This window comes from Rhizobium sp. CF122, from assembly GCF_000282035.1.
Taxonomy (GTDB): domain Bacteria; phylum Pseudomonadota; class Alphaproteobacteria; order Rhizobiales; family Rhizobiaceae; genus Rhizobium.
On sequence record NZ_AKKA01000025.1, the window covers coordinates 1 to 23,666 of the forward strand.

Below are 23,666 nucleotides of genomic sequence, written 5' to 3' on the forward strand. Positions count from 1 at the left end.
CGCCCTTATAGTCAGGCACTTTGAATCCCGCAAGCGGCAAAACAAGAAAAAATCACCATGACGCGAATTTTTCTTTGCTTCGAGCTTTAGGCGCTTCGTGCGTCGCGATTATCACTTTGATATCGCTATGTTATTTATTGTTCCACAAGCTGTCGACGGCCCTGTGGAAAGTTTCGGTGGACGCGACCGGCCAGCGTCAGACGCGTCGTCAATGACGCAACTTCCTCAGGCTCGCACCTCGAAGACCATGTTGAATGGTGTTTCCGTGGCGCGGCGGAAATGCTTGAAGCCGGCAGCGAGGGCGACTTTCCGTAGCTTTGTTTCGCCTGTGCGCCGAGTTCAACCTCCTGCGAGAGCGATGCCAGGGTGCAGATCATCGTCGACGCACCGTAGTAGACGCGACCGACCGGATTGAGGTTGTCCTTCAGGCAGTCATGCGAGAAGGGTTCGACGACCAGCCAGGTTCCGTCCGCAGAGAGTGACTCCTTGACGTGCCTGCCGGCGCCGACCGGATCCCCCATGTCGTGCAGCCGGCACCATACCACTGCCAGCATTTGCCGCGAAAACAACACTGTGGCATTGCGGGCAAACTGTTCCGTCTGCAGAAGGCGAGCGTGATCGTTGAACAAAATTAACGCGCTGGTTGCGCCAATTGTCGCGTTGACAAGAAAAATGGCGAGATCGATAGTTCGCTAGCCCCTAGAGGCGTGGAGGAAAGATCATGATGAAGCATGTGACTATTCTTGCATCCGTTTCCCTGCTCGGGGCGCTGGCGTTTGCAACGCCGTCCTCGGCACTGAGCATGAAGGAATGCAGCGCAAAGTATAAGGCTGCCCAGGCTGACGGTTCTGCAAAGGACATGAAGTGGAATGATTTCCGCAAGGCGCAGTGCGGTCCGGATGCGACCGCGGAGCCGGATGTCACGCTCAATAGCGGCGAAGAACCGGCAAAGCCGACAATGACGGCGCCCAAGGGCGTTTCGTTCCCGACAGCCATTGCACCGAAGTATGCGAAGGAAACGCCCGGCAAGGGCCGGATGCACACCTGCGTCGACGCCTATCACCAGAACAAGGACGCCAATACGCTCAATGGTCTGAAGTGGATCCAGAAGGGCGGCGGCTTCTACAGCCTCTGCAACGCTAAGCTGAAGGGCTAATGGATCCATTCCTGATCTCGAAAGGCTCCGTTTTCGGGGCCTTCTACTTGTCGGGATACGGTGCTTGGTGCTCAAACTGAACCGCCACAAACGCCCCTGAAACGAAAAGGCCGCCGGAAACTCCGACGGCCTTGAATTGGGTGCTCGCCAAATCGGCCTAGTGCAAGATCTGGCTGAGGAAGAGCTTGGTGCGCTCGTGCTGCGGATTGTCGAAGAACTCTGCCGGCGAATTCTGCTCGACGATCTGCCCCTGGTCCATGAAGATAACACGGTTGGCGACCTGACGCGCAAAGCCCATTTCGTGCGTCACGCAGAGCATGGTCATTCCTTCCTCAGCAAGTCCGACCATGGTCTCCAGAACTTCCTTGATCATCTCAGGGTCGAGCGCCGACGTCGGCTCGTCGAAAAGCATGATCTTCGGGTTCATGCAGAGAGAACGAGCGATCGCCACACGCTGCTGCTGACCGCCAGAGAGCTGGCCCGGATACTTGTTGGCCTGCTCCGGGATCTTGACGCGCTTCAGGAAGTGCATGGCGATCTCTTCCGCCTGCTTCTTCGGCATCTTGCGCACCCAGATCGGTGCAAGCGTGCAGTTTTCCAGAATGGTCAAATGTGGGAAGAGGTTGAAGTGCTGGAAGACCATGCCGACTTCGCGGCGCACTTCATCGATCTTCTTCAGGTCGTTGGTGAGTTCGACGCCATCAACGATGATCTGGCCCTTCTGGTGTTCCTCCAGACGGTTGATGCAACGGATCATCGTCGACTTGCCGGAGCCGGAGGGGCCGGCAATGACGATGCGCTCGCCGCGCATCACCTTCAGATTGATGTCGCGCAGCACGTGAAAATCGCCGTACCACTTGTTCATGCCGATGATGTCGACGGCAACGTCCGTTGCCGAAACGGTCATCTTCTTAGGTTGAGCCTCAGCCATGTGTTCGTTCCCTTGATCTTTTATCGTTTGTGGCCGGTATCGAGATAGCGTTCCATAAAGCCTGAATAGCGCGACATGCCGAAGCAGAACAGCCAAAAAACGAAGCCAGCAAAAATCAGCCCGGTCAACGGCGTCACTGCGCTTGCCCAATTGGCGTCGGTAAAGTTGAACCGGACAATGCCAAGCAGATCGAACATGCCGATGATCGATACCAGCGAGGTGTCCTTGAACATGCCGATGAAGGTGTTGACGATACCGGGGATGACCAGCTTGATCGCCTGTGGCAGGATGACCAGCCGCATTTTCTGCCAGTAGCCGAGCCCGAGCGAATCGGCACCCTCGGACTGGCCCTTCGGGATCGCCTGCAGGCCGCCGCGGATGACCTCGGCCATATAAGCGGAGGCAAAGATCGCCACACCGATTAGCGCGCGCAAGAGCTTGTCGATGGTATAGCCGGCCGGCAAGAAGAGCGGCAGCATTACGCTTGCCATGAAGAGCACCGTAATCAGTGGGATGCCGCGAATGATTTCGATGAAGGCGACGCAGACCATCTTGATGACAGGCATATTCGAGCGTCGACCGAGCGCCAGAATGATACCGAACGGCAGCGACACCGCAATGCCGACGAACGACAGCACCAGCGTCACCATCAGGCCGCCCCAGAGCGGCGTGTCGACGATCTCGAGGCCGAAGCCGCCGTAAAGCAGCCAGAAGGCAAGAAGCGGCAGGACAGCAAACAGCAGAATGGCGTTGAGGCGCTTGAACGGCGCCTTGGGGACCAGCATGGGGGCGAGCAGCAGCACGAACAAGATCCCGACGATTGTCGGGCGCCAGCGCTCATCGAGGGGATATCGACCGAACACGAACTGGTCGAGCTTTGCATTGACGAATGCCCAGCAGGCGCCGCTCCAGCCGTCCGGCTGAGTGCCGCCCTGAACGGCGGTTGCGCAGAACGTGCGGTCCGTTCCGCTCCAGACGGCCTGAATGAACAGCCAGTTGATCATATGCGGCAGCGCCCACGCCAGGAAGGTGACAGCAATGACGGTCAGGACAATGTCCTTGGGCGTTGCCAGCAGGTTCTTGCGAACCCAGGCCCACGCGCCGCTTTCGCTGCGCGGTGCTGGCGCCGGGTCGATAAAGGCGGTCCTGACGAAGGATTGGCTGGATACCGACATCTTATCTCTCCACCAGAGCCATCTTGGCGTTGAACCAGTTCATGAGCAGCGACGTCACGAAGCTGATCGCGAGGTAGACGATTGCCCAGATGAATACGACTTCGATCGCCTGGCCTGTCTGGTTGAGGATCGTGCCGCCGACGGCGACGAGGTCCGCGAAACCGATGGCGATCGCCAGCGATGAGTTCTTCGTCAGGTTCAGGTACTGGCTGGTGAGCGGCGGAATGATGATGCGCAGCGCTTGCGGGATGACAACGAGGCGCGTGATGCTTGATGGATGGAGCCCAAGCGCGCCTGCTGCTTCCGACTGGCCCTTGGGGACGCCGCGAATACCAGCGCGGACGATTTCAGCAATGAACGCCGCCGTATAAAAGGACAGAGCCAGGAACAACGACATGAATTCCGGCCCGACGACGGAGCCACCGGTCAGATTGAACTTGCCGGCCACGGGTACGTCGAACGACAGCGGCATGCCGGCCAAGAGGAATGCCAATATCGGCAGGCCGACGATCAGCCCGATGGAAACCCAGACCGTATGGAATTGCTTGCCGGTCGCTGCCTGACGCTTGTGCGCCCAGCGTGCGACGATCGTGGTTGCGACGATCCCGATCAGGAGTGCCACGCCAACCGCCCATATGCCTTCACCGAAGATCGGCTTGGGGAAGGCGAGCCCCCGATTGTTGAGGAACATGTTCAGCGGTAGATGCAGCGATTCGCGCGCCCCTGGCAGGACGGCAAGAACGCCCTGATACCAGAAGAAGATGACGAGCAGCGGCGGGATGTTGCGGAAGACCTCGACATAGACCGTGCAAAGCTTGGCGATCAGCCAGTTATGCGACAGGCGCCCGATACCGACGATGAAGCCGATAATCGTGGCCGTTATGATGCCGGTGACCGCAACCAGAATGGTATTCAGGAAGCCGACCACGAGGGCTCGGCGATAGGTGGCATCGCTGGAGTAATCGATCAGCGACTGGCCGATGTCGAAGCCGGCTCGCCCGCTCAAAAAGCCGAAGCCGGAGGCGGTGCCGGAGCGCGCGAGATTCTGAGCCGTGTTATGGGCAATCCACCACACGAATCCGACGATGATCGCGACGGTCAGAACTTGGAAGAAAATGCCCCGAAATCTCGGGTCGTAGATCACCGACTGGAACCTCCAGCCAGTGCTTAGCACATGCGACGTGTGCACAGCCTCTTGCGTCATGCCGAGCCTAATCCCCTATGAGCCCGTTTTCGGGCTTTTTTCTTTATTTTGGGAAGGCGGCTAACCGCCTTCCCAAGTCGTAGCTAGCCGGTCAACGGACCGGCGGAGCGTATTGGATGCCGCCCTTGTTCCACAATGCGTTCAGGCCGCGCTCGATCTTGAGCGGGCTGCCTTTGCCGACATTGCGGTCGAAGACTTCACCGTAGTTTCCGACGCCCTTGACGATGTTATAGGCCCACTCGTTGGTAAGCCCCATGTCGGTGCCGATCTTCGTATCGGCTTCTGTGCCGAGGAAGCGCTTGATGTCGGGGTTTGCGGAGTTCTTCATCTCATCGACGTTTGCCTGGGTAATCCCGAACTCTTCGGCATTGACGAGGGCATAAGCCGTCCACGATACGATGTCGAACCACTGATCGTCACCCTGACGAACCGCTGGTCCAAGGGGCTCCTTCGAGATGATTTCCGGAAGAACCATATGCTCGTCGGGATTCTTCAGCGTCAGACGCAGCGAGTAGAGGCCGGACTGGTCGGTCGTGTAGACGTCGCAACGACCGGCGTCATAGGCAGCGTTGACTTCTTCGAGCTTCTCGAAAACGACCGGATTGTACTGAAGGTTGTTCGACTTGAAGTAGTCGGCGAGGTTCAGTTCCGTCGTTGTGCCGGCCTGGACGCAAACGGCGGCACCGGAGAGTTCGAGTGCCGACTTCACGTTGAGGCCCTTGCGAACCATGAAGCCCTGACCGTCATAATAAGTGACCGGGCGGAAGTTGAAGCCTTGCGCCGTATCGCGGTTAATCGTCCAGGTCGTGTTGCGTGACAGAACATCAACTTCGCCCGACTTCAGCGCCGGGAAACGGTCCTTGGCCGACAGTGGCGTGTACTTCACCTTGGTCGGGTCGCCAAAAACGGCGGAAGCAACGGCCTTGCAGAAGTCGACGTCGAAACCGGCCCAATTGCCGGAAGCGTCAGGCTGCGCGAAACCAAGAAGGCCGGTGTTGACGCCGCACTGAACAAAACCCTTTGCCTTTACGTCTTCGAGCGTGGTGGCAGAAGCTGCCGAGGCGCCAAGTCCGAAAACTGCTGCGCCGATGGCGGCGGACAAAAGCTTAATCTTCATTTTTCCCAACCTTTTCCTTTGTCTTATCTTTTTGTGGGAGCGTTCGGCCGAAGCAAGCGAAACCTCCCAGATGACCCGACACCCTCCCGGCTCGAGTGGTTCTATCACAGTCGCAAATGTCACTACGGTCAAGTGTCGCAGTGAAAGATTGCGTGATATTTCGGCAATTCCCTAATTGAGGAGCACAAAATGAGCAGATGGCTATCGAATTGGCGGCCTTTGCCGAAAAAAATCGCGCAAAACCGCTGATATATCTGAGGAATCTGCATGGCAGGGGTGCTGTACGTGGTCCGGCTTCGGGGTTGACCGATCGTTTCGTGCGGTTCAAGAGTTTGCCGACCGCATCCCATCGCCAAAGGCATTTCCAATATGAATGATAAAGAAGGCCCGCTTCAGAACGCTGGCATCAACACGCGCCTTGCCCACCTCGGCAACGACCCGGCCGACTTCCATGGCTTCGTCAATCCGCCGGTCGTCCACGCCTCGACAGTGCTCTTTCCAAATGCACGAGCAATGGAAACCCGTGCGCAGAAGTACACGTACGGAACGCGCGGGACCCCGACAACGGATGCCCTTTGCGAGGCGATCGATGCCCTGGAAGGGTCGGCTGGAACGATTCTCGTGCCATCGGGCCTTGCGGCTGTTACCGTCCCGTTCCTAGCGTTCCTCTCGGCAGGCGACCACGCTTTGATCGTCGATTCGGTTTATGGGCCGACCCGGCATTTCTGCGATACGATGCTGAAGCGCCTCGGCGTTGAGGTCGACTACTACGATCCGCTGGTGGGCGCGGGCATCGAAGCGCTGATCAAGCCGAACACCAAGCTCGTCCATACGGAAGCGCCAGGCTCGAATACTTTCGAAATGCAGGATATTCCGACGATTGCCGCAATCGCGCACAAGCACGGTGCGGTGGTGACGATGGACAACACCTGGGCGACGCCGGTCTACTTCAAGCCGCTCGACTTCGGCGCCGACATCTCCATTCATGCCGCCACGAAATATCCGTCCGGGCACTCCGATATCTTGATGGGGACGGTCTCGGCAAATGCCAAATATTGGCCGCAGCTCCACGAAGCGAACATAACGCTTGGCATTTGTGGCGCCCCCGACGACGCCTATCAGATCCTACGCGGGCTGCGCACCATGGGTGTGCGCCTGGAGCGCCATTACGAGAGCGCGCTCACGATCGCCAAGTGGCTTGAGGGCAGGGAGGACGTCGCCACGGTGCTGCATCCGGCGCTGCCGAGCTTCCCGTCGCACGAATTGTGGAAGCGCGATTTCAAGGGGGCGAGCGGCATCTTCTCCTTCGTGCTCGCCGTCGACGCCCCGGAGAAGTTCAGGGCCAAGGCGCACGCTTTCCTCGACGCGCTGCGGATATTCGGCCTCGGCTGGTCGTGGGGCGGTTTCGAGAGTCTCGCCATTCATGTTAATTTGAACGATCGTCGCATTCGAAAAGCGCCAATCGAAGGACCGGTCATCCGCTTGCAGATCGGGCTTGAAGATGTCGTCGATATCAAGGCCGATATCGAACGTGGCTTTGCCGCAGTCAAGGCTGTCTGATCAGGCGCCTGCGCGGTAGCCGTAAATCCAGTCGAGATCCGCCGCGAGACTTTGCGGCGGCCGGAGCGCTAGGACGATGTCACGCCCTACACGTATCGGTCCGCGGGCGTGATAGGCAAACTGGTTGAATGCGCCGCGCTGACGAAGCCGCGCTATCCGCGGGGTGCGATGTGCTTCGTACAGCCGCAGCGCTTCGGCAACCGGCCGTGTTGCCACGAACATCGCCAGCTCATAGGCGTCCTCGATCGCCATTGCAGCACCCTGTGCCGCAAAAGGCATCATTGCATGCGCAGCGTCGCCAATAAGGACGCAATCGCGCCCATTTTGCCAACGCCCATTTGTCGTTTCATAGAGGGGCCAGAAGGTGATGTCGCCTGTCTTGGAGAAAAGTCCGGCCACGGCAGGGTGCCATCGGGAAAACCGCGAAAGCAGCTGTTGACGCTGCGCTTCCGTCGGTTGCGTCGTCCAGTCATGCGACGCGGCATTGCCGGCGGTGATCGCCACCATATTGAAACTGCTGGTTTCTCGAAGCGGATAACAGACGAGATGCGCTGACGGGCCAAGGAATGCCGAGACGCTCGTGCGTTCAAGAAAGGCGGGCGCGTTTGCCGCGGCAATCGTGAAGCGGTAGGCGATGTTGCCGGAGAACCGTGGTGAGGGGCTGCCTTCGATGTCTTCCCGAACCTGCGACCAGACGCCGTCGGCGCCAATCAGAAGATCCGCTGGGCGTGTTAGCTCCGACAATGTCCGGCTCTTAATCCGCGCTCCAAGATGCAGTTTGCAAAGTGGCTCTTTGGCGACGGCGTCAAACAGCGTCCGCTGCAAGGTGGAGCGATGGAGGACACCATAGGGCGTACCCCACCGGGCACGTGCAAACCCGCCTGCAGGTACGGTTGCGAGCTGACGCAGCGTCGTTCCGGACATAAGCCGAATGGAGTCTGGCTCGAGCCAGGCGTCAGTCAGGCGCGCGAGGATGCCCAGTTCCGCCAGGATACGTGAAGCATTCGGCGAAATCTGCAGACCGGCCCCGACTTCAGTCAGTTCAGGTGCCTGCTCGAAAATCTCGGAGCTGATGCCGCACCGAGCCATCGCCAGTGCAGCCGTAAGGCCCGCTACGCCCGCGCCGACAATGGCGGCATGTTCAGCCGGCATAGGCTGTCCGATCTTAAATTGGGGGTGTCAGGCAGCCTTGACGTGGAAGACGCAGCCAGCCGGATTGGTCTGGTTTGCCTTCAGCGCACCGTTGAAGCGGTAAAGGGTCGAGCAGTAAGAGCAGACCTTCTCGTTCTCGTCGCCCATGTCGATGAAGATGTGCGGGTGATCGAACGGAACAGAGGCGCCGGTGCACATGAACTCCTTCACACCGACTTCGATAACGCGGTGTCCGCCGTCGTTCTGGAAGTGGGGAATGTTGTGGCCGGCCATGTTCGTCTCCGAATGCTATGTAACGTGCGCGGACCTTATAGTCCTTCACCGCAAATGTGTAGAGCCAAAGAACGCCGGGACGCACAGTTTTTGCAACTGCGAGGGTTTCAGTTCGATGACCTATAAAATATGGTCCGGCAAAAAAGGACAGTCCGATGAACTTGAATACGCCCGCCTTTTCCAGCTTCACGCATGACGGTCTGAAGCTCGCCTTCTTCGACGAAGGTGATCCGTCGGGCGCGCCGGTGCTGCTGATCCACGGATTTGCCTCCAGCGCCAACGTGAACTGGGTTCATCCGGGTTGGCTGAAGACGCTGGGCGAGGCGGGTTATCGCGTCATCGCCATAGACAATCGCGGACATGGTGCAAGCGACAAGCCACGCGACGCCGAGGCCTATCGTCCTTGGCATATGGCCAGCGACGCGGTTGCGCTCCTCGATCACCTCAAAATTCCGGAAGCCAACATCATGGGCTATTCGATGGGAGCCCGCATTTCCGTGTTCACGGCGCTTGCCAATCCAGATCGCGTCCGCTCGCTGGTACTCGGCGGTCTCGGGATCGGCATGACGGATGGTGTCGGCGATTGGGATCCGATTGCGGATGCGTTGCTGGCACCGTCACTCGATGATGTTATCCACGATCGCGGACGCATGTTCCGGGCTTTTGCCGATCAGACGAAAAGCGACCGCGACGCGCTCGCCGCCTGTATCAAGGGGTCGCGTGATCTCGTCGCACGATCCGACATGGCGAAAATCGACGCTCCGACACTAATCGGCGTTGGAACGAAGGATGACATCGCGGGTTCCGCTCAGGAGCTTGCGGCATTGATGCCCCATGCCCAGGCGCTTGATATTCCTGGCCGCGATCACATGCTGGCCGTGGGAGACCGGGTTTTCAAGAAGGCGGTGCTGGAGTTCTACGTCGAAGTCTCCGGACGGTGACACGGGATTTGTCGTGGCGGTTGGAGGACCGCAGGAACGATTCCCGAAGCACCCATTTATGTTAACAGGTTTTTGCCTTATATAGAGCCGATCCTACGCATACGAGGAGACCTTTCATGGTCGCAAAGACAGACATTCGCTCTCTTGAGACAGGCAATCCTCTCAAGGTGATGGATCCGATCTGGGACAGCCTGCGCGAGGAAGCGCGTGCTGCCGCAGAAAATGATCCGGTGCTGGCCGCATTTCTCTACTCGACCGTGCTCAACTACCGGTCGCTCGAAGAGTGCGTGATCTATCGCATCTGTGAACGTCTCGACCATCCGGACATGCAAGCGATCCTGTTGCGCCAGACCTTCGATCAGATGCTGGACGATTGGCCGGAGTGGAGTGCCATTTTGCGCGTCGACATCCAGGCGATCTATGATCGCGACCCCGCATGCCTGCGCTTCATGGAAGCTGTGCTCTATTTCAAGGGATTCCACGCGCTGCAGACACACCGCCTGGCGCATTGGCTGCTGAACCGCGGCCGGCGCGATCTGGCGCTATATCTGCAGAGCAGATCGTCGAGCGTTTTCCAGACCGACATCAATCCCGCGGCGCGTATCGGCAGGGGTATCTTCCTCGATCATGCCACCGGGCTGGTCGTTGGTGAAACCGCTGTGATCGGCGACAACGTGTCCATCCTGCACGGTGTCACGCTCGGTGGCACCGGCAAGGAAGGCTCGGACCGGCATCCGAAGATCGGCAGCGGTGTCCTGATCGGCGCCGGCGCGAAGATTCTCGGCAACATCGAAATCGGATATTGCTCGCGCGTTGCCGCTGGCTCCGTTGTGCTGAAGGCGGTGCCGCCCAAGACGACCGTGGCGGGTGTGCCGGCCAAGGTGGTCGGAGAAGCAGGGTGTTCGGAACCGTCGCGAATAATGGATCAGGTGATCGGCGCGGATATCTGAGCCGCGCGTCGCCTTAACAGTGTGGGCATATCGGCGGGGATAGCGTTCATGCGTCTGTCCCCGTGCCTTTACAGCGCCGTCTTTCCCATGCAAGAAGCGGCCAACCGAGACCGCTCAGGAGATGCAGTGTGAAGCCCGAAGAAATCAAGAAGCTCGACGCCTATTTCAAGCGCACGTTCAACCCGCAGGTGATCGTCAAGGCACGCCCGCGAAAGAACGATTCCGCTGAAGTCTATCTCGGCGAAGAATTTCTGGGTGTCGTCTATATCGATGACGAGGACGGCGACCGCTCCTACAATTTCTCGATGGCGATCCTCGACGTCGATCTTTGATCTGTGATTGACGGGCGGCCTGTCTTTTTGCCGCCCGTCTATCAGCTCGCGCCCAAGCGGCTGGCTTCTCATAGGCCGCTCGATCGATTTGCGACGCGGCTCGAGCCTTGAGCTCGCAAACCTCCGATTGTTTCTTTTCGCGAGGCAATCTCTAGCGCAAAATTGGACTGCCTTCCCTGGACCCGTCCACAGAATGCTCCATCTCCTGCGCTGAGCATGTGCTCTGGCCCTAAGGAGGGATGCCGAGAATGGGTATTTTCGACAAGATCAAGAACGCGATTTTTGGTGAAGCCGTGGCCGCTCCGGTCACTCCGTCCGCCAAACCCGCGCCATCGCCGACCGCAGCAGCGCCAAGCGCTGCGCCCGCAGCCACGCCGCAGCCGGCACCGACGCCAGCCGCCGCAGCAGCTCCGATTGACATTGTGCCGCTGCTGGACGCGGCGGTGAAGAAGAGCGGACAGAAGTTAGATTGGCGCCATTCGATCGTCGACCTCATGAAGGCGGTCGGCATGGACGCGAGCCTTGCGGAGCGCAGGGAGCTTGCGGCAGAGCTCGGCTTCAAAGGCGATCCGCACGACACCGCCACCATGAACATGTTCCTGCACAAGGCTTTGATGAAACGGCTTGCCGAGAACGGCGGAAAGGTTCCAGCTGAGCTTCTCGATTGACCGCTCAATGCTATTGGCGCCGCGGCGACATTTTTAGCAAAGCTTCTGGTTGCGGCGCGCCTGATATATTTTAGCAAAATCAGTTATTGAAATATGGCCATCCTGCGCTACCGAAAGGCGAGGGCTCAAGAATGCAATCACGGATTGTTTTGCGATGCACAATGCTGCTTGACTATTTGTGCATTGCAGCTACGCTTCAACTGCCGCAGAGGCCAAGGAGGATGATGGTCATGTTGAACTTCGATGAAGCCAACCGGAAGAGCAAGGAAGCCATGGATACGATGCTGAAGAGCTATTCGGATACCGCCAAGGGCTTTCAGGCAATCGCGGCCGAAGCCGTAGAATACTCAAAAAAATCCTTCCAGGATACGGTTACGCATTTCGAAAGCCTGTCTGGGGCGCGCAGCTTTGAAGCTGCATTCGAACTGCAGACCAACTATGTGAAAACCGCATACGAAAACTTCGTGACCGAAGCCACCAAGCTCGGTGAGATGTATTCCGATCTCGCCAAGAGCGCCTACAAGCCCTACGAAGCGCCCGTTGCCGCAACGACCGCAAAGGCGATGAAAGCGGCTGCAGTCGTCGCGCCCGCCGCGGCATAAAGATACGCGGCGAGAGCCGCATAGCTCTTGAAAAACGAAGACCGGCTACGCATTTGCGGCCGGTCTTTTCTTTTTTCACGATGCCTGTTGGCTGGCCATCGCCAGTTTCTGTGTCTTTGCGTTGAGACCGGCCGAATTGTGATTGCAGTGTGAAACGAGGGGCTTAAAATCGCTCCAGGATGAACTAAGTTAGTATTTCGAATATTCGGCGGGGAATACTCCTCCCAAGGCCCCGTTGGACTGATCGAGGAATGAAAGAAAATGATCGCAGCGCCGATCCGGATGCAAAACGACAGCGAAAGGAACGGGGACAACGGAAATCGCGGAACCTCGGTCATCACACGCACGAAGCCGAAGACCAAGAAGCCCAATCTCTACCGCGTGCTACTCTTGAATGACGACTACACCCCCATGGAATTTGTCATTCATATCCTCGAGCGTTTTTTTCAGAAGGATCGTGAAAGTGCCACCCGCATCATGCTGCACGTCCACAATCATGGTGTCGGTGAATGCGGAATATTTACATACGAGGTGGCGGAGACGAAGGTGAGCCAGGTGATGGACTTCGCCCGACAGCACCAGCATCCGCTGCAATGCGTCATGGAAAAGAAGTGAGGATCTGAACGTGCCAACATTTTCGCCTAGTCTTGAGAAGGCGCTCCATCAGGCACTGACCTTTGCCAACGAGCGGCATCACGAATATGCCACGCTCGAGCATCTGCTGCTCGCCCTGATCGACGATGCCGATGCGGCCGCGGTTATGGGGGCCTGCAATGTCGACCTCGACGCGCTGCGCAAAACGCTTGTTGAATATGTCGATAGTGAACTCTCCAATTTGGTCACCGGCTATGACGAGGACTCCAAGCCGACCTCCGGCTTCCAGCGCGTTATCCAGCGAGCGGTGATCCACGTGCAGTCATCCGGTCGCGAAGAGGTGACAGGGGCAAACGTCCTCGTCGCCATTTTCGCCGAACGTGAGAGCCATGCTGCTTACTTCCTGCAGGAGCAGGAGATGACCCGCTATGATGCCGTCAATTATATCTCCCACGGGATCGGCAAGCGGCCGGGCTCATCCGAGTCGCGTCCGCCGCGTGGCGCCGATGATGGCGAATCCGAGAGCAAGCCGGCTTCGCGCGGCAGCGGTGATCAGGAAGATAGCGGCTCCAAGAAGCAGCAGGACGCTCTGAAGGCTTACTGCGTGAACCTCAATGAGAAGGCCAAGAGCGGCAAGATCGATCCGCTGATCGGCCGTCAGGCCGAGGTCAATCGCACCATCCAAGTCCTGTGCCGTCGTTCGAAGAACAACCCGCTCTACGTTGGTGACCCAGGCGTCGGCAAGACGGCTATTGCCGAAGGCCTCGCCAAGCGTATCGTCGAAGGCAAGGTGCCGGAAGCGCTGGCAGACGCCACCATCTTCTCGCTGGATATGGGCACCCTTCTTGCCGGTACACGCTATCGCGGCGATTTCGAAGAACGTCTGAAGCAGGTCGTCAAGGAACTGGAAGAGTATCCAGGCGCCGTGCTGTTCATCGACGAGATCCACACGGTCATCGGCGCAGGTGCGACTTCGGGCGGCGCGATGGATGCCTCAAACCTCTTGAAGCCGGCTCTGTCCTCGGGTGCGATCCGTTGCATCGGTTCGACCACCTATAAGGAATACCGCCAGTTCTTCGAGAAGGACCGTGCTCTGGTTCGCCGCTTCCAGAAGATCGACGTCAACGAACCGTCGATCGATGATGCGATCGAAATCATGAAGGGCCTGAAACCTTATTTCGAAGAGTATCATCACTTGCGTTACTCGAACGAGGCGATCAAGACGGCTGTCGAGCTGTCAGCCCGCTACATTTCGGATCGCAAGCTGCCCGACAAGGCGATCGACGTTATCGATGAGACTGGCGCTGCCCAGATGCTGCTGCCGCCTTCCAAGCGCCGCAAGCTAATTACTGAGAAGGAGATCGAGGCAACGGTCGCAACAATGGCGCGTATCCCGCCGAAGACGGTGTCGAAGGATGACGAAGCTGTCCTTGCCAATCTCGAGCAGGAACTGCGTTCCGTCGTCTACGGGCAGGACAACGCGATCGAGGCGCTGTCGACCTCGATCAAGCTCGCTCGCGCGGGCCTGCGCGAACCGAACAAGCCGATCGGCTCCTACGTCTTCTCCGGCCCGACCGGCGTCGGCAAGACCGAGGTTGCCAAACAGCTGGCGTCGTCGCTCGGCGTTGAACTCCTGCGCTTCGACATGTCGGAGTACATGGAGCGGCATACTGTGTCGCGTCTGCTCGGAGCACCTCCCGGCTATGTCGGTTTCGACCAGGGCGGCCTCCTGACCGATGGCGTCGACCAGCACCCGCATTGCGTTGTGCTGCTCGATGAAATCGAGAAGGCGCATCCTGACATCTACAACATTCTGTTGCAGGTGATGGACCACGGCACTCTGACCGACCACAACGGCAAGAAGATCGACTTCCGTAACGTTATCCTGATCATGACGACAAATGCGGGTGCGTCGGAGATGGCCAAGGCCGCGATCGGCTTCGGCTCGTCCAAGCGCACGGGCGAGGACGAGGAGGCGTTGACGCGCCTGTTCACGCCCGAGTTCCGCAACCGTCTCGACGCGATCATCCCGTTCGCGGCGCTTCCGACGGAGGTCATCCACAAGGTCGTGCAGAAGTTCATCATGCAGCTCGAAGCTCAGCTTTCCGAGCGGAATGTGACCTTCGATCTGCAGGAAGATGCCATCGCCTGGCTGGCCGAAAAGGGCTACGACGACAAGATGGGAGCCCGCCCGCTTGCCCGCGTCATCCAGGACGTCATCAAGAAGCCACTTGCCAACGAAATCCTCTTCGGCAAGCTGCGGAAGGGCGGCGTCGTCCACGTCACCGTCGGTCCGAAGGAAGATGGCAAGCCCGGCATCATCCTGGAAGCGGTGCCGGACAGCGCGCCGATCAAGCCGAAACCGGAAGCCGAAGTCGCGCATCCCGAGGCCGATGATGAGGATGATGGCGAGCTGAAGACGAAGGCCCGCGCGAAGAAGGCGACGGCCAAGAAGGCGAAGGCAGTCGCTGAGGCGAAGAGCCCGCCCAGGAAGGGCAGCGCGGTTCCCAGGGTCCCGAAGAAGTAAATGAAGAAGTAAATGAAGAAGGCGGCCACATGTGCCGCCTTCTTCTTTGCTGAAGTACGCAATCGTTTAGGCGATAATTGCGCGGACGTGAGAACGCGACTAGAGCCTGATCAAAGCTCGGCCCTGATCTTCTCGGCGTTGGCCGCGAGCACCGCATTGTCCTCCATCTGGCCCGAATGCGGACGCAGCGCCATGCCCTCGTAGCGCGGGATCACGTGGAAATGCAGGTGGAAGATGGTCTGGCCGGCGGCCGGTTCGTTGAACTGGCAGACGAGGACGCCGTTTGCATCGAATGCTTCCTTGACGGCATTGGCGATCTTCTGCACGACCGGGATCGTCTGCACAAGAACCGCCGGATCGGCATCGAGAATATTGCGTGACGCCGCTTTGGGAACGACGAGCACATGGCCTGGTGCCTGCGGCATCACGTCCATGAAGGCAACAGTGTGCTCATCCTCGTAAATTCGGTGTGACGGAATTTCGCCGCGCAGGATCTTGGCGAAGATATTGTTGCTGTCGTAGGCGGCGCTGGTCATACGAAATCTCCTCTTTGCTGCTGTGATCGCCTAGCGCGACAGGGGTGAAAGCGTCAATCCTCCTGCTGGCGCTCGCCCTTTCGAAACGGGCTGTGCTCCGTCAGGATCTCGTTCATTTGTTCGACGTCGTCACGCTCCCGATCGAGATAGTCGGCGATCGCCCGGCGCAACCCCGCATGTGCAACATAATGCGCGGAGTGGGTTGTCACCGGCAGGTAACCTCGTGCCAGCTTGTGTTCGCCCTGCGCTCCGGCTTCAACACGCTTGAGGCCCTTTGCCAGAGCGAAGTCGATCGCCTGATGATAACAGACCTCGAAATGCAGGTATGGGTGGTCCTCGATGCATCCCCAGTGGCGGCCATAGAGCGTATCGCCACCGATGAAGTTGATCGCGCCGGCAATGTAGCGACCGTCGCGTTTTGCCATGACGAGCAGGATATCGTCTGGCATACGCTCGCCGATCAGCGAGTAGAACTTGCGCGTCAGGTACGGCCGGCCCCACTTTCGGCCGCCCGTATCCATATAAAAGGCGAAGAACTGGTCCCAGATGCGTTCGGTTAGATCGCTGCCGGTCAGCCAATCGATGCTGATGCCGTGTTCGAGGGCGGTGCGGCGTTCCTTGCGAAGTGCCTTGCGCTTGCGCGACGCTAGCGTCTCAAGAAACTCCTCGTGATTGGCATAGCCTTCATTGATGAAATGGAACTGCTGGTCAGTCCTATGCAAGTAATCCTCGCCCTCGAAGATGCCGATCTCGTCCTCGGGTACGAACGTAATATGGGCGGAAGACAGGCCAAGCCGGCGCACGACTTCCTTGAGGCTCTCGGCTATGGCATGCTGGATCGGCAGGCGCTGCAAACCTTCGGCGACAAGCAGACGCGGGCCGGTCGCAGGGGTAAAGGGAATGGAGCATTGCAGCTTCGGATAATACCGTCCGCCCGCTCGTTCGAAGGCATCGGCCCAGCCGTGGTCGAAAACATACTCGCCCTGGCTATGATTCTTGAGGTAGCCGGGGAGGGCGCCGATGAGTTCGCCTTTGTCCGTTTCCAATAGCAGATGGTGGCCCATCCAGCCGGTTTGCGCCGTCGCTGATCCCGATTCTTCGAGTGAGGACAGAAAAGCATGCGATACGAAGGGATTGTAGGCGAGGGTGTTGCCTTTTGAGGAGGCCCCGGAAAGCCGTGACCAGCTATCCTGGGATATCGCGGTGAAAGACCGCTCGATGCGGATTGAAAGTTCGTCTGTCATGGAGCGAATGCGAGACCGTTTGGGAGGAGAATAGGGCTCACCATCAGTCTGCGCATGATCTTGTCCAAAAAGCGAGCGTCAAACCGAAACGCGCGGATCGAATCCCTCGAATGTCATCTGGTCGGCATTCTCGAACGTGTGCTTGCGACCCTTTTCGTCACGCACGGTCCAGGTGATGACCACGATACCCTTTTCGCGCTGCGCCGTGATGAACGGGTTCGGCAGATCGGCGAAGAAATAGGAAATGAAGTCGAGGCCGAGTTCCATGGCCTTTTCATGCACTTCGAACTCTTCCGGTTTGCTACCTCCTGCTGTCAGGCCAAGCGGATAGGGCGCATTGAGGGCCTTCAGATCCCGAAGCAGCCAGTGGTCAAAGCTCATCAGGGCGACCTTGCCCTCGTAGCCTTCCAGCACCTCTAGCACCGCTTCCGCAAATCCCTCGTCATCGGCCTCACGGCCTTTCAGTTCGATGACCAGAGGTACCTGGCCCTTTACGAGATCGAGCAGCTGCCGCAGCGTCGGGATCTTGTCGGCTGTCCCGCCGACGGAGATGAGGCCGAGTTCCCTGGACGTACGCTCGCGCACATCTCCCTTGAGCTTGCAGAGGCGCTCCAGATCCTCGTCGTGGAAGACGATCGGGACACCGTCGGAGGCATAGTGCAGATCGCACTCGATCGCGAAGCCTGCTTCGACCGCGCGCGAAAAGGCAGAGAGCGTATTTTCCCACACGGCCTTGTTGAGGTCGTGATAGCCGCGATGGGCGACCGGCTGTTGCTTGAGCCATGCAGCTGAGATCATTGGGCAATTTCCACGATCGCATCGATTTCGACAGCGGCGTTCATCGGCAGGGCGGCCATGCCGACGGCGGCGCGGGCATGCTTGCCGGCCTCACCGAGGATGCCTGCAATCAGGTTGGAGGCGCCATTGATCACGAGGTGCTGTTCGACGAAGTCAGGCGTGGAGGCGACGAAACCGTTGAGCTTGACGACGCGCTTGATGCGACCGAGATCGCCGCCGAGAGCAGCGCGCGCTTGGGAAAGGATGTTGATGGCACAGAGTTCCGCGGCACGTTGGCCAGTCGCAACGTCGACATTCTTGCCGAGATGTCCGGAGACGGCGATCTTGCCGCTTTCGAGCGGCAGCTGGCCGGATATGTAGAGGAGGTTTCCGCTGATAACGTAGGGAACGTAGTTTGCGGCCGGTGCCGCAGCTTCAGGCAGGGATATCCCCATTTCTTTCAGGCGCGCAGCGATTTGATCGGACATTTTCCTCTCCGCTTTTATTGTCAATAGTTCTAAAATTATGCATCAAGGCTTGGAATCTAGATTGTGACATTTTCGAGCCTCGATTTGGCCGAAAGCGTTCTTATAACATTACAGGCGAGTCCAACAGGAGATTGTCAATGTTCCGATCCAGTCTTGCCGCACTTCTTCTGGCGAGCGCTTCGACGACCGTCTATGCGGCCGCGCCAGCAACGAGTGCCGCGATTGCGACCGGTCTTGTCGCTCATCGGGCGGTCTATGATCTGGAATTGAAGGATGCCTCCGAACGCTCCGGCATTTCAGGCATGTCGGGCCGCATGGTTTACGAGTTCGACGGCAACTACTGCACGGGCTTCACCACCAACTTCCGCTTCGTGACGCAGATCGATACGGGCGATGCCGTCCGCGTCAGCGACCAGCAGACGAAGACCTTCGAGAACGTCAAGGACCGCAGGTTCACCTTCGACACCAAATCCTTCACCGACGACCAGCTTGATAAAGAGGTCAACGGTGCCGCGCAGGACCAGGCTGAAGGCGTAAAGGTTGCCTTGACCCAGCCGACCAGCAAGGAGTTGCAGCTTGCCGCAAGCCGGTTCCCGACGGAACATATGTTAGACGTGATCCAGAACGCCAAGGCTGGCAAGCGCCTGTTCGAGGCGCGTGTCTTCGACGGCTCGGATGATGGGGATAAGGCGCTGGTCACGACGACTGTCGTCGGCAAACAGGTTGCGCCTGCGGCCGATGAGGCCGATGCAGGCAATGCCGGTGCCTTTGCGAAGGCTGCCTTCTGGCCGGTCACGATCTCGTATTTCAATGAGAACACAAAGACGGACGCTTTGCCCGTCTACCGGATGTCATTCAAGCTCTACGAAAACGGTATTACGCGTGATTTAACGATGGACTATGGCGATTTTGTTCTAAGCGGCAGGCTTGCGAAGCTCGAACTGCTCGATAGCAAATCGGCTGTGTGCAAATAATCGTCGCGGACGCTCGCCGCGACGATTGTCGGTATGTCTAAGTAAACCCTCTCTATGCTAGGAATCCGAAAGGGCGCTGATTTGGGCGTAAGAGTCGGATTGGAGTGAGGATCTTGGCGATACGGCATGATGTACTGAGTGGTGGACTCTCCGGCATCTCAACCGGACTGATCGCGCTGACGTTGCTCGCGAGCGCTCCCGCATTGGCGTCGAATTGCAGCAGCACGCCGGTGGCAGGCATCGATTGGAGCGGGTGCAGCAAGAAGAATGTGATGCTGGAGGGGAGCGACTTTCAGGGTGCCAACCTGGCTGACGCCGATCTCAGTCTGACCAATCTCAGCGGCACGAACCTGACCTCCGCGAATCTAGAAAAGGCGACGCTGGTGCGCGCCTGGTTCACGGGGGCGCAGGCAGGCAACGCGAACTTCGCGAAGATCGAGGCCTATCGGTCCGGCTTCGAGAATGTTTTCGCGGAGGGGGCGTCGTTCGCCGGCGCGGAACTGCAGCGCGCCAATTTCAACGGCGCAAAGCTCAGCGGCGCGAATTTCGAGAAAGCCGAGCTCGGTCGTGCGAGTTTCAGCAAGGCGGTGCTGACTGGCGCTAGGTTTTCGCTCGCCAATCTTTCGCGTGCCGACCTCAGCGGCGCCACTTTTGACGGGCCGATCGCCTTCGATCGTGCCTTCATGTTTTTGACGCGAATCGAAGGGCTTGATCTGTCCGCCGCAACCGGCCTTGAACAAGCGCAGGTCGATCTCGCTTGCGGCGATGCGAAGACGAAACTGCCGACCGGCCTTTCCGCGCCGGCAAGCTGGCCATGTGCCTCCGATTGACGGAGCGTCGTGACGACACGCCCATACGAACGATCCCCCGCGACGTCCTTTGTCGCTTTTTTCGCAGGAAGCCTTGATTTTCCGCGGAAGGGGGGGTAAGGGCACCCGCATTCCACACGTAAGGCATGGGATTGTCCGGGAGAAATCCGGATGGTTCCGCCCGGTGGCATTCTCAAAGAGGATGCTGTTAGCCTTGCGGAGGTTCAACCGGAAAAGGATAACAAGGCATGGCATTGCCCGATTTCTCTATGCGCCAGCTCCTCGAGGCAGGCGTCCACTTCGGCCACCAGACGCACCGCTGGAACCCGAAGATGAAGCCGTACATTTTCGGCGATCGCAACAACATCCACATCATCGACCTCGCTCAGACCGTTCCGATGCTGTCGCGCGCCCTGCAGGTTGTCTCCGACACCGTTGCTCGTGGTGGCCGCGTTCTCTTCGTCGGCACCAAGCGCCAGGCTTCTGAGCTCATCGCTGACTCGGCCAAGCGTTCCGCTCAGTACTACGTCAACTCGCGTTGGCTCGGCGGCATGATGACCAACTGGAAGACGATCTCCAACTCGATCCAGCGCCTGCGCAAGCTCGACGAAATCCTTAGCTCCGAGCAGTCCGGCTACTCCAAGAAGGAACGCCTGACCCTCGAGCGCGAGCGCGAAAAGCTCGACAAGGCTCTCGGTGGTATCAAGGACATGGGCGGCACGCCGGACCTGATGTTCATCATCGACACCAACAAGGAAAAGATCGCGATCGACGAAGCCAAGCGCCTCGGCATCCCGGTTGTCGCAATCATCGACTCGAACTGCGACCCGGACCTGATCGACTATCCGATCCCGGGCAACGACGACGCTTCGCGCGCCATCGCTCTCTACTGCGACCTGATCGCGCGCGCTGCCATCGACGGTATCGCTCGCCAGCAGAGCTCGTCGGGCCGCGACCTCGGTGCATCGATCGAAGCTCCGGTTGAGCCGGCACTCGAAGGCGAAGCCGAAGCCTGATAGAAGAGAAGCAGGCGGACTGAATGGTCCGCCGTGCTTTCCAGAGATTGGGAAAGGCCGCTCGCGACTCTCGGAAGTTCGGCGGCCTTGACCGTTTCAGGCGAGGGCGATCTGCCTTTCGCCATTTGAGTTTCGTTATGACGCGTTATTCATCATGCTGTCATACATACAGGTACATTTCGTGCCTCAATCCGGTGCCGCACCGCCTTTCGCGGGCCACCGTTTGAACCGACAAGAGGAAGCTTATGACCGAGATTACGGCTGCACTGGTGAAGGAACTTCGTGAAAAGTCCGGCGCAGGCATGATGGACTGCAAGAAGGCGCTGCTTGAAAACAACGGCGACATCGAAGCGTCGATCGACTGGCTGCGCGCCAAAGGCATCTCCAAGGCTGACAAGAAGGCTGGCCGCGCGGCCGCTGAAGGCCTGATCGCCATTGCCGGCGCCGGCCACAAGGCAGTTGTCGTCGAGCTCAACTCGGAAACCGACTTCGTTGCGCGTAACGACGCCTTCCAGGATCTCGTCCGCGGCATTGCCAACGTTGCCCTGTCCACAGACGGTACGGTTGAAGCTGTCGCGGCTGCGACCTACCCGGCATCCGGCAAGCCGGTCGCCGACACCATCAAGGACGCGATCGCAACCATCGGCGAAAACATGACGCTCCGTCGCGCTGCCAAGCTCGAAGTCGAGCACGGCGTCGTGGCGACCTACATCCACAATGCTGCCGGCGACGGCATCGGCAAGCTCGGCGTTCTCGTTGCCCTGAAGTCGGAAGGCGACAAGGCTGTCCTGACCTCGATCGGCCGCCAGGTCGCCATGCACATTGCTGCGACCAACCCGCTCGCCATCCGCGCGGAAGAAGTTGACGCTGCCGTTGCCGAGCGCGAACGCAACGTCTTCATCGAACAGGCTCGCGAGTCCGGCAAGCCGGAAGCCATCATCGAAAAGATGGTCGAAGGCCGCATGCGCAAGTTCTTCGAAGAAGTCGCTCTGCTCTCGCAGGCCTTCGTGATTAACCCCGACCTGACGGTTGGCGCTGCGGTCAAGGAAGCTGAAAAGGAAGCCGGCGCTAAGATCGAAGTCGTTGGCATGGCACGTCTTCTCCTCGGCGAGGGCGTCGAGAAGGAAGAAAGTGACTTCGCTGCTGAAGTTGCTGCGGTCGCCAAGGGCTGATCGACCTATACATGTGAAAACCGAAGGGCATCGCGTGACAACGCGATGCCCTTCGTGTATCCGGCACACAGCGGTAATATACGAGGAGCCACGATGTCGTCAGAGCCTGTCTACAAACGCGTTCTACTCAAGGCTTCCGGCGAAGCCCTCATGGGCAGCCAGGGATTTGGAATTGATGTAGCGGTCGCAGACCGCATTGCGGCTGACATAGCCGAAGCGCGGCAGATGGGTGTGGAAGTCGGCGTCGTCGTCGGCGGCGGCAACATCTTCCGCGGTGTTGCGGTGGCCTCTAAGGGCGGCGATCGGGTCACTGGCGACCACATGGGCATGCTCGCGACTGTGATCAACGCGCTGGCGCTGGCAACGTCGCTGCGCAAGTTGAACATCGATACGGTCGTACTCTCCGCCATCGCCATGCCGGAGATCTGCGAGAGCTTTTCGCAGCGCGCAACGCTCTACCACCTGTCGCTTGGCCGTGTCGTGATCTTCGCGGGCGGTACAGGCAACCCGTTCTTCACGACGGACTCGGCAGCCGCACTGCGCGCCGCGGAAATGGGAGCGGAGGCGATCTTTAAGGGAACGCAGGTCGATGGTATTTATTCGGCTGATCCGAAAAAGGATCCCGAAGCGATCCGCTTCGACCATCTGACGCACAAGGAAGTCCTCGACAAGGGACTGGCCGTCATGGACGTCGCGGCAGTGGCCCTCGCACGGGAGAATTCCATTCCGATCATCGTCTTCTCGATCCACGAGAAGGGTGGTTTTGCTGAAATCCTCAAGGGCGGTGGCCTCAAGACCGTCGTCTCTGATAACTGATTGAGTGGGCGGCAGGTTTGCCGCAGCTTCTACCAAGACGGGAGCAATGAAATGAGTGAAGGCATCGACATCAAGGAACTCAAGCGCCGCATGGATGGCGCGATTTCCGCGTTCAAGCACGATATCGCATCGCTGCGGACCGGCCGCGCCTCGGCCAACATTCTCGACCCGGTCATGGTCGAGGCCTATGGTTCGCGTGTGCCGCTGAACCAGGTTGCCAACATTACCGTGCCGGAGCCGCGTATGCTGTCGGTTTCGGTCTGGGACAAATCGATGGTCAACGCGACGGACCGCGCCATCCGCGAATCTAACCTCGGCCTCAATCCGATCATCGACGGCCAGAACTTGCGCATTCCACTGCCGGAGCTCAATGAGGAACGTCGCAAATCGCTGGTGAAGGTCGCTCACGACTATGCCGAGAAGAGCAAGGTTGCGATTCGCCATGTGCGCCGCGACGGCATGGACGGCCTTAAGAAAGCCGAAAAGGATGGTGTGATTGGCCAGGACGAAAGCCGGGCGCAATCAGATCGTGTGCAGAAGATGACCGACGAGACGATTTCTGAGGTCGACCGCTTGCTTGGCGACAAGGAAAAGGAAATCATGCAGGTTTGAGGCGTGCTGCGGCTACGCCTTGGCTGCAAGAACCGGACGG

Annotated in this window: 25 protein-coding genes and 1 pseudogene; 15 read left to right on the forward strand and 11 right to left on the reverse strand. The window is 58.8% G+C overall.

Annotated elements, in window-relative coordinates:
- Nucleotides 1-225 precede the first annotated feature (225 nt).
- Nucleotides 226-530, reverse strand: a pseudogene (locus PMI09_RS07070) (SAM-dependent methyltransferase); the annotation flags it as partial.
- A gap of 191 nt (nt 531-721) precedes the next feature.
- On the opposite strand from PMI09_RS07070, the gene PMI09_RS07075 reads away from it, so the two are divergent.
- Nucleotides 722-1,156 carry a hypothetical protein gene (locus tag PMI09_RS07075; protein ID WP_007790324.1) on the forward strand — a complete coding sequence of 145 codons (435 nt, stop codon included), beginning with the start codon at nt 722-724 and terminating at the stop codon, nt 1,154-1,156.
- Nucleotides 1,157-1,313: 157 nt separating this feature from the next.
- Here the strand turns inward: PMI09_RS07075 and PMI09_RS07080 are convergent, their stop codons facing one another.
- From PMI09_RS07080 to PMI09_RS07095, 4 genes are all read right to left on the reverse strand, one after another.
- A complete protein-coding gene (locus PMI09_RS07080) occupies nt 1,314-2,087 on the reverse strand; it encodes an amino acid ABC transporter ATP-binding protein (RefSeq protein ID WP_007790325.1) in 774 nt (257 codons plus the stop codon).
- A 20-nt stretch (nt 2,088-2,107) separates the two neighbouring features.
- Nucleotides 2,108-3,262 carry an amino acid ABC transporter permease gene (locus PMI09_RS07085; RefSeq protein ID WP_007790326.1) on the reverse strand — a complete coding sequence of 385 codons (1,155 nt, stop codon included), beginning with the start codon at nt 3,260-3,262 and terminating at the stop codon, nt 2,108-2,110.
- Between the two features lies 1 nt (nt 3,263).
- Nucleotides 3,264-4,466 (reverse strand): amino acid ABC transporter permease, encoded by a 1,203-nt coding sequence (locus PMI09_RS07090; protein ID WP_007790327.1) that lies wholly within the window; start codon nt 4,464-4,466, stop codon nt 3,264-3,266.
- Nucleotides 4,467-4,557: 91 nt separating this feature from the next.
- Entirely contained in the window at nt 4,558-5,583 is a 1,026-nt protein-coding gene (locus PMI09_RS07095; protein WP_007790328.1) for an amino acid ABC transporter substrate-binding protein, read from the reverse strand.
- 369 nt (nt 5,584-5,952) lie between these two features.
- Between PMI09_RS07095 and PMI09_RS07105 the strand changes: the two genes are divergently transcribed.
- Nucleotides 5,953-7,143, forward strand: a complete 1,191-nt coding sequence (locus tag PMI09_RS07105; RefSeq protein ID WP_007790331.1) for a cystathionine beta-lyase — start codon at nt 5,953-5,955, stop codon at nt 7,141-7,143.
- Here PMI09_RS07105 and PMI09_RS07110 read toward each other — a convergent pair whose 3' ends face one another.
- Both PMI09_RS07110 and PMI09_RS07115 read right to left on the reverse strand, forming a co-directional pair.
- Nucleotides 7,144-8,295, reverse strand: a complete 1,152-nt coding sequence (locus PMI09_RS07110) for an FAD-dependent monooxygenase (protein ID WP_007790332.1) — start codon at nt 8,293-8,295, stop codon at nt 7,144-7,146.
- A gap of 27 nt (nt 8,296-8,322) precedes the next feature.
- Entirely contained in the window at nt 8,323-8,568 is a 246-nt protein-coding gene (locus PMI09_RS07115) for a zinc-finger domain-containing protein (protein ID WP_007790335.1), read from the reverse strand.
- Nucleotides 8,569-8,723: 155 nt separating this feature from the next.
- Between PMI09_RS07115 and PMI09_RS07120 the strand changes: the two genes are divergently transcribed.
- From PMI09_RS07120 to clpA, 7 genes are all read left to right on the forward strand, one after another.
- Nucleotides 8,724-9,509 (forward strand): alpha/beta fold hydrolase, encoded by a 786-nt coding sequence (locus PMI09_RS07120; protein WP_007790339.1) that lies wholly within the window; start codon nt 8,724-8,726, stop codon nt 9,507-9,509.
- 116 nt (nt 9,510-9,625) lie between these two features.
- A complete protein-coding gene (gene cysE / locus PMI09_RS07125) occupies nt 9,626-10,459 on the forward strand; it encodes a serine O-acetyltransferase (protein ID WP_007790342.1) in 834 nt (277 codons plus the stop codon).
- A 128-nt stretch (nt 10,460-10,587) separates the two neighbouring features.
- A complete protein-coding gene (locus PMI09_RS07130) occupies nt 10,588-10,791 on the forward strand; it encodes a DUF3126 family protein (protein WP_007532353.1) in 204 nt (67 codons plus the stop codon).
- A gap of 248 nt (nt 10,792-11,039) precedes the next feature.
- Nucleotides 11,040-11,459, forward strand: a complete 420-nt coding sequence (locus PMI09_RS07135; RefSeq protein ID WP_007790343.1) for a DUF3597 domain-containing protein — start codon at nt 11,040-11,042, stop codon at nt 11,457-11,459.
- A gap of 230 nt (nt 11,460-11,689) precedes the next feature.
- The gene (locus tag PMI09_RS07140; protein WP_007790345.1) at nt 11,690-12,061 is read left to right on the forward strand and encodes a phasin family protein; all 372 of its coding nucleotides are present in this window, start codon (nt 11,690-11,692) and stop codon (nt 12,059-12,061) included.
- Between the two features lie 261 nt (nt 12,062-12,322).
- Entirely contained in the window at nt 12,323-12,676 is a 354-nt protein-coding gene (clpS, locus tag PMI09_RS07145) for an ATP-dependent Clp protease adapter ClpS (protein ID WP_007790346.1), read from the forward strand.
- A 10-nt stretch (nt 12,677-12,686) separates the two neighbouring features.
- Nucleotides 12,687-15,182: an ATP-dependent Clp protease ATP-binding subunit ClpA gene (gene clpA, locus PMI09_RS07150; protein WP_007790347.1), complete on the forward strand. Its 2,496-nt coding sequence runs from the start codon at nt 12,687-12,689 to the stop codon at nt 15,180-15,182.
- A gap of 110 nt (nt 15,183-15,292) precedes the next feature.
- Here the strand turns inward: clpA and PMI09_RS07155 are convergent, their stop codons facing one another.
- From PMI09_RS07155 to PMI09_RS07170, 4 genes are all read right to left on the reverse strand, one after another.
- Nucleotides 15,293-15,718, reverse strand: a complete 426-nt coding sequence (locus tag PMI09_RS07155) for an HIT family protein (RefSeq protein WP_007790348.1) — start codon at nt 15,716-15,718, stop codon at nt 15,293-15,295.
- 53 nt (nt 15,719-15,771) lie between these two features.
- Nucleotides 15,772-16,962: a GNAT family N-acetyltransferase gene (locus PMI09_RS07160; protein ID WP_007790350.1), complete on the reverse strand. Its 1,191-nt coding sequence runs from the start codon at nt 16,960-16,962 to the stop codon at nt 15,772-15,774.
- 78 nt (nt 16,963-17,040) lie between these two features.
- Nucleotides 17,041-17,760 carry a glycerophosphodiester phosphodiesterase gene (locus PMI09_RS07165; protein ID WP_007790352.1) on the reverse strand — a complete coding sequence of 240 codons (720 nt, stop codon included), beginning with the start codon at nt 17,758-17,760 and terminating at the stop codon, nt 17,041-17,043.
- Nucleotides 17,757-18,227: a RidA family protein gene (locus tag PMI09_RS07170; protein WP_007790353.1), complete on the reverse strand. Its 471-nt coding sequence runs from the start codon at nt 18,225-18,227 to the stop codon at nt 17,757-17,759. Before PMI09_RS07170 ends, PMI09_RS07165 begins: the two co-directional genes overlap by 4 nt.
- 137 nt (nt 18,228-18,364) lie before the next feature.
- Between PMI09_RS07170 and PMI09_RS07175 the strand changes: the two genes are divergently transcribed.
- The 6 genes from PMI09_RS07175 to frr all read left to right on the forward strand — a co-directional run bounded on the left by PMI09_RS07175 (nt 18,365) and on the right by frr (nt 23,626).
- Complete coding sequence (locus PMI09_RS07175; protein WP_007790360.1) at nt 18,365-19,201, forward strand: cell envelope integrity EipB family protein; 837 nt, start codon at nt 18,365-18,367, stop codon at nt 19,199-19,201.
- A 113-nt stretch (nt 19,202-19,314) separates the two neighbouring features.
- Complete coding sequence (locus PMI09_RS07180) at nt 19,315-20,031, forward strand: pentapeptide repeat-containing protein (protein ID WP_007790362.1); 717 nt, start codon at nt 19,315-19,317, stop codon at nt 20,029-20,031.
- A 227-nt stretch (nt 20,032-20,258) separates the two neighbouring features.
- A complete protein-coding gene (gene rpsB, locus PMI09_RS07185; protein ID WP_007790363.1) occupies nt 20,259-21,026 on the forward strand; it encodes a 30S ribosomal protein S2 in 768 nt (255 codons plus the stop codon).
- 245 nt (nt 21,027-21,271) lie between these two features.
- Nucleotides 21,272-22,198, forward strand: a complete 927-nt coding sequence (gene tsf, locus PMI09_RS07190; protein WP_007790364.1) for a translation elongation factor Ts — start codon at nt 21,272-21,274, stop codon at nt 22,196-22,198.
- Nucleotides 22,199-22,291: 93 nt separating this feature from the next.
- Nucleotides 22,292-23,014 carry a UMP kinase gene (gene pyrH, locus PMI09_RS07195; protein ID WP_007790366.1) on the forward strand — a complete coding sequence of 241 codons (723 nt, stop codon included), beginning with the start codon at nt 22,292-22,294 and terminating at the stop codon, nt 23,012-23,014.
- 51 nt (nt 23,015-23,065) lie between these two features.
- The gene (gene frr / locus PMI09_RS07200) at nt 23,066-23,626 is read left to right on the forward strand and encodes a ribosome recycling factor (RefSeq protein ID WP_007790369.1); all 561 of its coding nucleotides are present in this window, start codon (nt 23,066-23,068) and stop codon (nt 23,624-23,626) included.
- The last annotated feature ends 40 nt before the right edge of the window (nt 23,627-23,666 follow it).